This is a genomic window from Jannaschia helgolandensis (assembly GCF_900109285.1).
In the GTDB taxonomy this organism is placed as follows: Bacteria; Pseudomonadota; Alphaproteobacteria; order Rhodobacterales; family Rhodobacteraceae; genus Jannaschia; species Jannaschia helgolandensis.
Map to the genome: position 1 here is coordinate 914,199 of NZ_FNZQ01000001.1, position 12,354 is coordinate 926,552.

The 12,354-nt window shown below is 63.4% G+C and carries 12 protein-coding genes; 1 reads left to right on the forward strand and 11 read right to left on the reverse strand.

The window, feature by feature from the left end:
- Nucleotides 1-147: 147 nt before the first annotated feature.
- From lpdA to BMY38_RS04450, 3 genes are all read right to left on the reverse strand, one after another.
- The gene (gene lpdA / locus BMY38_RS04440) at nucleotides 148-1,542 is read right to left on the reverse strand and encodes a dihydrolipoyl dehydrogenase (RefSeq protein WP_092760113.1); all 1,395 of its coding nucleotides are present in this window, start codon (nucleotides 1,540-1,542) and stop codon (nucleotides 148-150) included.
- Nucleotides 1,543-1,610: 68 nt separating this feature from the next.
- Entirely contained in the window at nucleotides 1,611-2,006 is a 396-nt protein-coding gene (locus BMY38_RS04445; protein ID WP_092760115.1) for an MAPEG family protein, read from the reverse strand.
- Nucleotides 2,003-2,242, reverse strand: a complete 240-nt coding sequence (locus tag BMY38_RS04450; protein WP_092760117.1) for a DUF3303 family protein — start codon at nucleotides 2,240-2,242, stop codon at nucleotides 2,003-2,005. The genes BMY38_RS04445 and BMY38_RS04450 overlap by 4 nt, the downstream gene beginning before the upstream one ends.
- A gap of 80 nt (nucleotides 2,243-2,322) precedes the next feature.
- Between BMY38_RS04450 and BMY38_RS04455 the strand changes: the two genes are divergently transcribed.
- Nucleotides 2,323-2,739 carry a type II toxin-antitoxin system PemK/MazF family toxin gene (locus BMY38_RS04455; protein ID WP_092760119.1) on the forward strand — a complete coding sequence of 139 codons (417 nt, stop codon included), beginning with the start codon at nucleotides 2,323-2,325 and terminating at the stop codon, nucleotides 2,737-2,739.
- Nucleotides 2,740-2,883: 144 nt separating this feature from the next.
- On the opposite strand, the gene odhB is transcribed toward BMY38_RS04455, so the two are convergent.
- From odhB to BMY38_RS04495, 8 genes are all read right to left on the reverse strand, one after another.
- Nucleotides 2,884-4,470, reverse strand: coding sequence for a 2-oxoglutarate dehydrogenase complex dihydrolipoyllysine-residue succinyltransferase (gene odhB, locus BMY38_RS04460; protein ID WP_092760121.1), 1,587 nt, complete (start codon nucleotides 4,468-4,470; stop codon nucleotides 2,884-2,886).
- 6 nt (nucleotides 4,471-4,476) lie between these two features.
- Nucleotides 4,477-7,434: a 2-oxoglutarate dehydrogenase E1 component gene (locus BMY38_RS04465; protein WP_092760123.1), complete on the reverse strand. Its 2,958-nt coding sequence runs from the start codon at nucleotides 7,432-7,434 to the stop codon at nucleotides 4,477-4,479.
- Entirely contained in the window at nucleotides 7,431-8,030 is a 600-nt protein-coding gene (locus BMY38_RS04470; protein WP_092760125.1) for a hypothetical protein, read from the reverse strand. Before BMY38_RS04470 ends, BMY38_RS04465 begins: the two co-directional genes overlap by 4 nt.
- A 32-nt stretch (nucleotides 8,031-8,062) precedes the next feature.
- A complete protein-coding gene (gene sucD / locus BMY38_RS04475; RefSeq protein ID WP_092760127.1) occupies nucleotides 8,063-8,944 on the reverse strand; it encodes a succinate--CoA ligase subunit alpha in 882 nt (293 codons plus the stop codon).
- A gap of 15 nt (nucleotides 8,945-8,959) precedes the next feature.
- On the reverse strand, nucleotides 8,960-9,532 hold the full coding sequence (locus tag BMY38_RS04480) for a hypothetical protein (protein ID WP_092760129.1): 573 nt from the start codon (nucleotides 9,530-9,532) through the stop codon (nucleotides 8,960-8,962).
- A complete protein-coding gene (locus tag BMY38_RS04485; RefSeq protein ID WP_139204651.1) occupies nucleotides 9,529-10,068 on the reverse strand; it encodes a succinyl-CoA synthetase subunit beta in 540 nt (179 codons plus the stop codon). Before BMY38_RS04485 ends, BMY38_RS04480 begins: the two co-directional genes overlap by 4 nt.
- Nucleotides 10,069-10,078: 10 nt before the next feature.
- Nucleotides 10,079-11,272: an ADP-forming succinate--CoA ligase subunit beta gene (gene sucC / locus BMY38_RS04490; protein ID WP_092760133.1), complete on the reverse strand. Its 1,194-nt coding sequence runs from the start codon at nucleotides 11,270-11,272 to the stop codon at nucleotides 10,079-10,081.
- Nucleotides 11,273-11,494: 222 nt separating this feature from the next.
- Complete coding sequence (locus BMY38_RS04495) at nucleotides 11,495-12,346, reverse strand: putative nucleotide-diphospho-sugar transferase (RefSeq protein ID WP_092760135.1); 852 nt, start codon at nucleotides 12,344-12,346, stop codon at nucleotides 11,495-11,497.
- Nucleotides 12,347-12,354: the final 8 nt, after the last annotated feature.

A 12,354-nucleotide genomic window follows, 5' to 3' on the forward strand; every position in this document is an offset into this window, starting at 1 on the left:
AAGAGAGCGAGGCATTAGCAGACACCAAGGGCAGAATAGTTAATACCCTTAAATCATTGGAACGCGGCAGAACTTTGATACCCTTCGGCTCAATTGTGTCCGCTGTTTCTGATTGTGCCTTTCTTGTCCTCTCTGTCGAAACGCGGGTCAGGAATGGATCGCGCCGTCGCCGCAGGCAAGGGCGGCCTCGCGCATGGCTTCGCTGTAGGTGGGGTGCGCATGGCAGGTTCGCGCCAGATCTTCGGCAGCCGCTCCGAATTCCATCGCGACGCAGACTTCGTGTATCAGATCGCCGGCCATCGGGCCGATGACGTGGCAACCCAGAATTCGGTCGGTCTTGGCGTCCGCCAGCATTTTTACGAAGCCGTCACCCGAGAAGTTGGCCTTGGCCCGTGCGTTGCCCATGAAGCTGAATTTGCCGACCTTGTAAGCGCGGCCCTCCTCCTTCAGCTGCTCCTCGGTCATGCCGACGCTGGCCACTTCGGGATGGGTGTAGATCACGCCGGGAATGACGTCGTAATTCACGTGACCCGCCTGACCGGCCAGGATCTCGGCAATCGCCATGCCCTCGTCCTCGGCCTTATGGGCCAGCATCGGACCTTCGATCACGTCGCCGATGGCGTATATCCCTTTGACGCTGGTCGCATATCCGTCGTCGACTGCGATCTGCCCGCGCTTCGTCATCTTCATGTTCAGCGCGTCAAGGCCAAGCCCCTCGACATAGGGTTTGCGGCCCGTGGCGACCAGGACGACATCGGCTTTCAACTCATGCGCGCTGTCGTCCTTGCGCAGCGCATAGGATACATGCGCCTTGCCGCCCTTGACCTCGACCTTCGACACACCTGCGCCGGTGATGAATTTCAGACCCTGCTTTTGCAGAAGCCGTTGGAATGCCTTGGCAACTTCGGCGTCCTGTCCGGGGGTGATGGCGTCGAGGTATTCCACAACCGTCACTTCGGCGCCGAGGCGGGCATAGACCGACCCCAGCTCCAGTCCGATGACACCGCCGCCGACCACGACCATGGTTTTCGGGATGGACGACAATTCCAGCGCGCCGGTGGAGGTGACGATGACCTTCTCGTCGATCTCGACGTCCGCGCCCGGCACGTTGGCCGATTCAGAGCCGGACGCGATGATGATATGTTTGGCGTCGTGGGTGTCGTCGCCGACCTTGACCTTACCCGCCTCGGGGATGGACCCCCACCCCTTGAGCCAATCTATCTTGTTCTTCTTGAATAGAAATTCTATGCCCTTGGTGTTCTGGTCGACAGTGCTCTGCTTGTAGTCCAGCATTCCTTTCCAATCGACCGAGGGCGACTTGCCCTTCAGGCCCATCTTGCCGAAATTATGCTCGGCTTCGTGCAGCATGTGCGACGCGTGCAACATGGCTTTGGACGGGATGCAGCCGATGTTCAGGCAGGTGCCGCCCAGCGTGTCGCGGCCCTCGACCACAGCGGTTTTCAGACCGAGCTGTGCGCAGCGGATGGCGCAGACATAGCCGCCGGGGCCGCTGCCGATGATGATGACGTCGTATTGGGCCATGGTGCCTCCGGGGCGTGGGTGATGAACGGGTGATCCACGGGTGATCTGCGTCGGACGGGGATCGGAAATCAGATAAGGGTTGAGATAACCATCAGAACGGTCGCCGTGAACCCCACGGCCCAGATGATCGACCGACCCGGCCGCCAGCCGAAGGCATAGGCCGGGACATACAGAACGCGCGCGCCCAGATAGACCCAGGCGCAGAGCGCGGTGAAGGACGAGGCCTGCCCCGACAGGGTGACGACGACAACGGCGATGGTGAAGAACAGCAACCATTCGACATGGTTGTTCAATGCGCGCTGCAGGCGAAGCGTGCGCTGCGACATGGCGCGGCTGGGCGGACGGTCGCGGGCCGACATGGTGTAGCCCGGCCCGATCTCCCGGTTGGCGGGAATCGCGAAGGCGATGAATTGCGCGGCCTGCAGCAGAGCGGCAAGGGCGAGGGCGGTCAGCTCGGGGGTCATGCAGTGCGCATGAAGCGGGCGGTGACGGGGCCGTCGGTCTGGTTTTCGGCGTCGACCCAGCCTTGGGCCTTCTTGCGGTCGTTGACTTCGAAGAGGGCGGTGACGCCGGTGCCGTCGGCATCACGCCAGAGTTGCATGAGGGTGAGGCCCGCTTGCATCCGCGTCTCGGAATGGGCGTCGAAGTCGGCCTTCCACGCGGTGTAGTCGGCGGGGATGTGGTGGGTGAGGAGGTTCATGGGGTGGCTCCGTTGAGATTAGCGAAAGGTTCCACTATCAGATCTTTTCAAGATATTCCCGATGAGGATGAAGAGCCGACGTGGCTATACAATTTCACCCGAAACGAGGAACAGTTCTTTGCGCAAACTTCGACCAAGGCTTCAGGGCTCCGGAGATGGTGAAACGTCGATTGTGTATCGTAGTTTCTCCACCGATACACGCCCGGGCCGGACTGTGCACCGTAGTTCCTTTGAGCACGACGGATCCTGATCCGTTGATGTCATATCATTATAAGTTGGATGTTCCGTTTGTCATTCCTGCTCCATGGGGAAACCGGTCCCGATGGGTGAAGGCCGACATGGTTTGCGCGGTGGGCTTCCACAGGCTTGATCTTTTGCGTTTGGACAAGGGGCGAGACGGCAAGCGTAGGTATCAGACATCGGTTCTGTCGAGCGTACATTTGAATCAAATCGTGTCTTGCATTTTGTGCAGTCTAGGTGGTCCGCCGTTGACATGAAGCGAGCGCCACTCCATCTTAATGTCTGTCAGGGCAATGCTTCGGTATCCCACTAAGACCCTACCAAGGGCGGCTGGCCGTCGCGACGACTTCAAGTTGCAGGCCAGCGTCGTGAAGGCCCCGCTATGCGGGGCCTTTTTTTATTCACAAATCCATCACCAACCGACGCGGGTCCTCCAGCGCTTCCTTCACCCGCACGAGGAACGTCACCGCGCCCTTGCCGTCCACGATCCGGTGGTCGTAGCTGAGCGCGAGATACATCATCGGGCGGATGACGATTTCGCCGCCGACGACCATGGGCCGGTCCTGGATCTTGTGCATGCCGAGGATGCCCGATTGCGGCGGGTTCAGAATGGGCGAGGACATGAGCGAGCCGTAGACGCCGCCGTTCGAGATGGTGAAGGTGCCGCCCTGCATGTCGGCCATCGACAGCTTGCCGTCGCGCGCGGCGGCGCCCTTTTCGGCGATGGCCTTCTCGATCTCGGCAAACGACATCTGGTCGGCGTCGTGGATCACCGGGACGACGAGGCCCTGCGGCGTGCCTGCCGCGATGCCCATGTGGACGAAGTGCTTGTAGACGACGTCGGTGCCGTCGATCTCGGCATTCACTTCGGGCACTTCGCGCAGGGCGTGGACGCAGGCCTTGGTGAAGAAGGACATGAAGCCCAGCTTCACGCCGTGCTTTTTCAGGAACAGGTCCTTGTATTCGCTTCGTAAGTCCATGACTGCACCCATGTCCACCTCGTTATAGGTGGTCAGCATGGCGGCGGTGTTCTGGCTGTCTTTCAGACGCTTGGCGATGGTCTGGCGCAGGCGGGTCATCTTCACCCGCTCCTCCCGCGCATCGTCCCCGGCGGGGGTGGGCGCGCGCGGGGCCTGTTTCGCGTCAGGCGCGGTCGATTTCGCGGCGGAGCCGGCCTTGAGCACGTCTTCCTTCATCACCCGACCGTCGCGGCCGGTGCCTTTGACCTGCGCGTCGGACAGGCCCATTTCAGCCATCATCTTCTTGGCCGAGGGTGCGTTCTCGACGTCGCCCCTGGCCGCGTCACCGGCCTTGGCTTCGGGCTTGCCCGCATCGGAACCGGGTTCAGGACTGGCAGGCTTTGGCGTGGCGATCGCCCCGGCCCCGGTGGTCAGAAGGGCCAGCTTGCTGCCGGCGGCGACGGTCTCGCCCTCCTGTGCCAGGATTTCGGTCAGGGTGCCTGCGGCAGGGCTGGGCACCTCGACCGAAACCTTGTCGGTCTCCAGCTCGCAGAGCATTTCGTCGACGGAGACGGTCTCGCCCGGTTGCTTGAACCAGGTGGCGACGGTGGCCTCGGTCACGCTCTCGCCCAGGGCAGGCACCATGATGTCGATCGCCTCGCCGCCGGTATCGGCGGGGGCATTGCCGGGGTCGGTATTGACGTCGGGTTTGACCTCGACCGGTTCGGCCTTTTCGACTGGCTCGGCCTTGGGGGCGGACTTTTCGGCCTTGGGTGCCGGGGCTTCGCCTTCACCTTCCGATATGGTCGCCAGCAGGGCGTCGACGCCGACGGTCTCGCCCTCGGCGGCGACGATCTCGCCCAGCGTTCCGGCGGCGGGCGATGGCACTTCGACGGTGACCTTGTCGGTCTCCAGCTCGCAGAGCATTTCGTCGACGGCGACGGTATCGCCGGGCTGCTTGAACCAGGTGGCCACGGTGGCCTCGGTCACGGATTCGCCCAGGGTGGGGACTTTAACTTCGATGGTCATGGCGGGTTACTCCGTGCTCAGCGCTTCGTCGACGAGCGCTGCCTGTTGGGATTTATGCTGACTGGCGAGGCCCGTCGCGGGCGACGCGCTGGCGGCGCGACCGACATAACGGGGGCGGGTATGGCTGGCGCCGATACGGGTCAGCACCCATTCGATGTTCGGCTCGACGAATGTCCAGCCGCCCTGGTTCTTGGGCTCTTCCTGACACCAGACGATTTCGGCCTTCAGGAAGCGTTGCAGCTCGTTGACCATCGACAGGGCCGGGAACGGATAGAACTGCTCCAGCCGCAGGATATAGACATCGGTGATGCCACGCGCATCGCGCTCTTCCAGCAGGTCGAAGTAGACCTTGCCCGAACAGACGATGACGCGCTTGATCTTGTCGTCGGCGACCAGTTCCGTGTCCGAATTGCCGTGCTGCGCATCGTCCCAGAGGACGCGGTGGAAGGAGGAGCCGAGGGTGAATTCCTCCTTCTTCGAGACCGCCATCTTGTGACGCAACAGCGATTTCGGGGTCATCAGGATCAGCGGCTTGCGGAAGTCGCGGTGCAGCTGACGACGCAGGATGTGGAAGTAGTTGGCGGGCGTGGTGCAGTTTGCCACGATCCAGTTGTCGGAGCCGCATTGCTGCAGGAAGCGTTCCAGACGAGCCGACGAATGCTCCGGCCCCTGACCTTCGTAGCCGTGCGGCAGAAGGCAGACGAGGCCCGACATGCGGAGCCATTTGGACTCGCCGGAACTGATGAACTGATCGAACATGATCTGCGCACCGTTGGCGAAGTCGCCGAACTGCGCTTCCCACATGGTCAGGGCGTTGGGTTCGGCCAGCGAGTAGCCATACTCAAACCCCAGCACCGCGTATTCCGACAGGGCGGAATCGATGACTTCGAAGTGCGCCTGCCCTTCGCGGATGTGGTTGAGGGGGTAATAGCGTTCCTCGGTCTGCTGGTTGACGAAGGACGAATGACGCTGGCTGAAGGTGCCGCGCGTGCTGTCCTGCCCCGACAGGCGGACCCTGTAGCCCTCGGTCAGCAGCGACCCGAACGCCAGCGCTTCGGCGGTGGCCCAGTCGAAGTTCGCACCGGTCTTGAACATCTCGGCCTTGGCATCCAGCAGGCGACCGATGGTCCTGTGCAGCGGAAAGCCATCGGGTGCCGCCGACACGGCCGCACCGACCTCCGTGTAGGTCGCTTCGGGGATCGCGGTTTCACCGCGGATGTAATCGTCCTCTTTCCGGCGATCCAGATGCGACCAGCGCCCGTCCAGCCAGTCGGCCTTGTTGGGCTTGTAGTCGCGCCCGGCCTCGAATTCCTCGGCCAGCTTGTCCTGGAAGGCGGATTTCATGTCCTCGATTTCGCCCTCGGGGATCAGTCCGTCCTTGACCAGCCGCTCGGTATAGAGCGTCAGCGTCGTTTTCTGCTGTTTGATCTGCTTGTACATCAGGGGGTTGGTGAACATCGGCTCGTCCCCCTCGTTATGGCCGAAGCGGCGATAGCAGAAGATGTCGAGCACGACGTCCTTGCCGAACTTCTGCCGGAACTCGATGGCGACGCGGGCGGCGTGGACGACCGCCTCCGGGTCGTCGCCGTTGACGTGGAAGATCGGCGCCTCGACCACCAGCGCGTTGTCGGTGGGATAGGGACTGGAGCGCGAGAAGTGCGGCGCGGTCGTGAACCCGATCTGGTTGTTCACGACGATATGGATGGTGCCGCCGGTGCGGTGACCGCGCACGCCCGAGAGGGCGAAACATTCCGCCACCACGCCCTGACCGGCAAAGGCCGCATCGCCGTGCAGCAAAAGGCCCGCGACCTTCTTGCGGCTGGTGTCGCCGATCTGATCCTGTTTGGCGCGGACCTTGCCCAGAACGACGGGGTTGACCGCTTCGAGGTGGGAGGGGTTCGCGGTCAGCGACAGATGCACGGTGTTACCGTCGAATTCGCGGTCCGACGACGCGCCGAGGTGATATTTCACGTCGCCCGATCCGTCGACGTCCTCGGGTTTGAAGCTGCCGCCCTGAAACTCGTTGAAGATCGCCTTGTAGGGCTTGTTCATCACGTTCGCGAGGACAGACAGGCGACCCCGGTGCGGCATTCCAATCACGATATCCGACAGGCCCAGTTGCCCACCGCGCTTGATGATCTGTTCCATCGCGGGGATCAGCGCCTCGCCCCCGTCCAGGCCGAACCGCTTGGTTCCCATGTATTTGACGTGCAGGTATTTCTCGAAGCCCTCGGCCTCGACCAGCTTGTTGAGGATGGCGCGCCTGCCGTTCTGGGTGAACTCGATCTCCTTGCCCAGACCCTCGATGCGTTCCTTCAGCCAGCCGGACTGTTCGGGGTCGGAAATGTGCATGTATTGCAGCGCGAAGGTGCCACAATACGTCCGCTTCAGGATCGCGATGATCTGGTTGAGGGTCGCGACCTCCAGCCCCAACACGTTGTCGATGAAGATCGGGCGGTCCATGTCGGCATCGGTGAAGCCGTAGGACCGGGGGTCCAGTTCGGGGTGGGGCACGTCGTTGCGCATGCCCAGCGGGTCCAGGTCGGCGGCCAGATGGCCGCGAATGCGATAGGCCCGGATCAGCATGATGGCGCGGATGGAGTCCAGCACGGCGCGCTTGATCTGATCGTCGGAGGGGGCCGCGCCGGCCTGCGCCGCCTTGGCCTTGATCTTGTCGCCAGCCGCCTTGCCCTCTGGTTCCTCCGGCCATTCGCCGGTCAGCGCCGCGGTCAGATCGTCGCCCGGCACCGGCGGCCAGTCGGTGCGCGCCCAGCTTGGCCCGGCGGCCTCGGCCTGTGCGACCTCGCCCTCGTCGCCCATGGCGGCGAAGAACTGCTTCCACGTCTCGTCCACGGCGGTCGGATCATTGGCGTAGCGGGCATACATCTGTTCGAGGTATTCCGCGTTATGCCCCTGCATGAAACTGGTGGAGCGGAAGACGTCGTTGTCGGATTGGTCGGTCATGGCTTCGTTTCCTCGGTGAGGACGGTTGCGATTTCGGCAAGGGTTTCGGGCGCGCCGTCGACCTCGGTGGTGTTGATTATCGTCAGACCAACGGGCGCATCCGCAGCCGCGTTCCCTGTCGTGGCAAATCGGCAGATCCGCTCGACCCGTCCGGGGAGGGTGCGGGTCTGGACGATGGTCAGGACGCCATCGTCGTCGGTCAGAACGCGGGATTTCGTCGTATCGGTATCCCGCCGGGCCAGCAGGCCGGGCGCGGACCGGCGTTGCAGATCGAGCAGGGTGGCAATGTCCTCGCCGCCGTCATCCCCGGCCAGATAGCCGGTCATCAGGGTCCAGGCGAGGGCATCGACCTGCGCCTCTGTCAGGTCGGAATCGCGGGTCAGGACGGTCCAGCCCTCGGATTCAAGCTGGGTGACGGCGTCGGGGAATGTGCTCGTCCCGGCGCAGGCCGTCGCGATGTCGGCGGCAGCGGGCGTGATGAAAAGCATCGAAGCGAAGACGCCGAACGCGATCGCACGATGCCCGCCATTGCGCCGGGTCCGAACGATCCCGCCGGGGCGGGCGCAGCCTTTTTCGCTTTGTTCGGCGGTTCTCATGCCGTCACTCCAGTCGGGGTCGATGGATCACGTCACCCGATCGCGTCCTTCACCGCTTCGCCCAGCGTCGCCGGGCTGTCGGCGACGACGATGCCAGCCGATTTCATGGCCTCGATCTTCGATTCCGCGTCACCCTTGCCGCCCGCGACGATGGCGCCGGCGTGGCCCATGCGGCGACCCGGAGGGGCGGTGCGCCCGGCGATGAAACCGGCGGTCGGCTTCCAGCGGCCGGCCCTGCGTTCGTCGGCCAGAAACTGCGCGGCTTCCTCTTCCGCCGTACCGCCGATCTCGCCGATCATGATGATCGAGTGCGTTTCTGGATCAGCGAGGAACATTTCCAGCACATCGATGTGCTCGGTCCCCTTGATCGGGTCGCCACCGATGCCCACGGCGGTCGACTGGCCCAGCCCCATGTCGGTCGTCTGTTTGACTGCCTCATAGGTCAGTGTGCCGGAGCGGGATACGACCCCGACCGACCCGCGTTTGTGGATGTGACCCGGCATGATGCCTATCTTGCATTCGCCGGGCGTGATGACACCGGGGCAGTTCGGACCGATCAGCCGGGTTTTCGAACCGTCCAGCGCGCGTTTGACGCGCGTCATGTCGAGCACCGGGATGCCTTCGGTGATGCAGACGACCAGCGGAATTTCGGCGTCGATGGCCTCGAGGATGGAATCGGCGGCGAAGGGGGGCGGGACGTAGATCACGCTGGCCGTCGCGCCGGTGTGGGCGACCGCTTCGTGGGAGCTGTCGAAGACCGGCAGGCCCAGACGCGTCTGCCCCCCTTTGCCGGGTGTCACGCCGCCGACCATTTTCGTGCCATAGGCAATTGCCTGTTCGGTGTGGAATGTCCCCTGCGAGCCGGTCAGGCCCTGGCAGATCACCTTGGTGTCTTTGTCGATGAGAATGGCCATGGGGCCTCCGGCTGGTCAGTTATGAACGATAAGGATGACGGGGTGGTCGAAGGCGACTCCTTCGCCCGTTTCGGGGTCGACAAACGTGGTGCGCGCAAGCGGCAGGGTCACCGACAGGTTATCGAAGAAGAATCCGACGCCGCCGTCCGGATTGCGGCCCGCCCCGCGCGGGGCCAGCAAGGTATCGCTGCCGTCGACCAGGCGCGGCGCCAGTATTTCCCCGGTCAGACGATTGGCTGTCGCGGTGCCGACCGCGGGCGATCCGACGGAACAGCCGGTGCCGCTCACGATCTGGCGCTGGCCCTGATCGTCGGTAAAGCTCTGATCCGGTGCCGGGCCGATGCGGATGAACGTCAGCGTGCCGGGGTTGGCATAGACGATGGAGTCGCCGTCGCGTTCGCGGACCGGAAAATTCAGCGCCCGCGCCGCAGCGTCCTGCGTGCGGAGGGTCCGGTTGTTCAGGCAGACGGCTTCGGCGGCGAAGCGCACGCGCTGTGCCGCGATGTCCGACACGCCGGGACCGAAGCCGTTCGGCCCCGTGGAAGCGCATCCGGCCAATGTCAGCAGGAGAAGCAGCGCGCGTTTCATTTCATCGCCTCGCGGCTGGCGTCCGGGGTCAGGCGTTCGACCGACAGGAACGTCTCGGGACCGGTGGGGCCGGGGCGCGTGCCGGTGTGGACGACCGCGACGCGCGCCGGGTTCAGGGCGCGGGCCGCCAGCAGGGTCGTACCGGGCAGCGCGGCGGCCGCATGGGTTTCGGGCAGGGGGGCCAGCGTCCGGATGCCCTCGGACGCCAGTGTTCGGATCGCCGCCTCTGCCGCCGCCATGCCATGGTCGCCATCGAATGCGACGTCGCAGCGGCGGTCGGTGCCGGGGGTGACGGGGCGTTGATCGGTGCCGCGCGCGACTTGCGACGGGGCGACGTCCGAAGCGGGCGCGCGGTCGTAGTAATCGAGGCGCGCACCGGTCCTGCCAATCCTGTCGACGGCCTGATCCGCTGTCAGATAAGGCGACAGACAGTTCGCTGCGAAGGCGGCGAATATCGTATCGTCACCAGCCTGCGCAGAAGCTGTAACGGGCGCAGCCATCATAGTGGCAACCACGAGGGAGCGGAGGAGCGGCACCCGGTCTTTCCTAACCCTTGACCGCCTTCACGATCTTCTGGGCCCCGTCCTTCAGGTCGTCGGCGGCCACGACGTCCAGACCGGACTCGTTGATGATCGCCTTGCCTTCCTTGACGTTGGTGCCTTCCAGCCGGACGACCAGCGGCACCTTGAGGCCGACTTCCTTGACGGCGGCGACCACGCCTTCGGCGATGACGTCGCAGCGCATGATGCCGCCGAAGATATTGACCAGAATGCCCTTCACCTGCGGATCGGAGGTGATGATCTTGAACGCCTCGGTCACCTTTTCCTTGGTCGCGCCGCCGCCCACGTCGAGAAAGTTGGCGGGCTCCGCGCCATACAGCTTGATGATGTCCATCGTCGCCATGGCAAGGCCTGCACCATTGACCATGCAACCGATTTCACCGTCCAGCGCGATATAGTTCAGGTCGTATTTGGAGGCGGCGAGTTCCTTGGGGTCCTCCTCGGTTTCATCGCGCAACTCGGCGATGTCCTTGTGACGGTACATCGCGTTGCCGTCGAAGCTGACCTTGGCGTCCAGCACCTTGAGCGTGCCGGTGTCGGTCACGATCAACGGGTTGATCTCCAGCATCTCCATGTCCTTCTCGGTGAAGGCTTTGTAGAGGTTGCCCATCAACTGCACGCACTGCTTGACCTGCGCGCCCTCCAGCCCCAGCGAAAAGGCGATACGACGGCCGTGAAAGGGCTGATAGCCGGTGGCCGGATCGACGCTGAAGCTGACGATCTTGTCAGGCGTGTTGGCGGCGACTTCCTCGATGTCCATGCCACCCTCGGTGGAGCAGACGAAACCGATTCGGCTGGTTTGACGATCGACCAGCAGCGCCAGGTACAGTTCGCGCGCGATGTCGGAGCCGTCTTCGATATAGATGCGGTTGACCTGCTTGCCCGCCGGGCCGGTCTGGTGCGTGATCAGGGTGCGGCCCAGCATTTTCTTGGCTTCCTCGGCGGCTTCCTGAACGGATTTGGTCAGGCGAACGCCGCCTTTCTCGCCGGCATCGGCCTCCTTGAACTTACCCTTGCCGCGTCCACCGGCATGGATCTGCGCCTTCACAACCCAAAGCGGTCCATCGAGCTGACTTGCCGCGTCCTTGGCATCCGCCGCCTTGGTGACCGGCACACCTTCGCTGACGGGAGCCCCGTATTCGCGCAGCAGCGCCTTGGCCTGATATTCGTGGATATTCATGGGATGCGCCCCCGCTGGGTCAATGAAGCTTGGGCATCGCCTTGCCATGCCCCGGTTGGCAATAAAACGGGTATATCGGCAATTGTGCGGATTTCAGCCGCATAATGCACATTTGTGATCACATGTATGCGGGGTGTGATCACAATGTGGCTATGGTGTTTGTCTGCGTATCATACCTTAGACAAAAGAGATGGCCGTTCTCATACAGCCGCTCCGAAACTTTCAGCGCTGGAATCGTCCTCGCACAAGGCCAAGAGGACGCGACAGGATTTCCATTATCCCGCGCCGGATGAGCGGTCGGACCCGCGCGCCGTCGCCGCCGAGCGTGGGGTCGGACGCCACGAGGCGCGCCACTTGCTCGGCAGCCGTCCGACCCAACAGGTCGGAAAGCGTGTCGATCGGAGCTTTGCGCTTGCGAAAAGTCGCATGCAGGCGCGGCGAATGGATCAGGCGCGGTGCGGCGCAGTCAGACGACAAGGTGTTTAGTGCGCGCAGGCCCATGAGGTTATATTCCTCGGGTAGAGTGGCAATGCGCAGGTTCCCGGTCCAAAGCACTTCGCGCAGCACACCCTGATCACGGGGCACGGCATCCGCGAGAATGCCATCGATTACGGCTTGCCAAGTGGCTTGGGTCGCGGGCGTTTGCCGCGCGCCGATCACGCCGGAGTTGTACTGCGGAAACGCGGTGGGCAAGTTCTGTCGCCACGTCGTGGTCGCATGTTCGGTGGCGCGGTAGGGGTCATGCGCCATGGCCACATCGAACCGGTCGAGCAGGTCGAAGATGTCCGAAGGATCGGCAACAGGCCAGATGTCGGCGTCAAGATAGATCGTCCGCGCAAACCTTGATCGGATCAGCGCGTCGAACTTGGGACGGAAAAATCCGTCCCCCAGGGAATGTACGGCATCGAATGGCCCTTCGAGCGAAGGTTGGTCCGTAAAGAGGTCAATGGGCGTGTCACCGACGATGCCGCGCAACATGGTCGCCGAACGCGTGGCAAGGGCCGTGTAATCGGGCCCCGTGGTCGCGAAGACGTAACCGCGGCTGTCGGGATCGGAAGAGGGAGTGAAATCCATCGACGTAT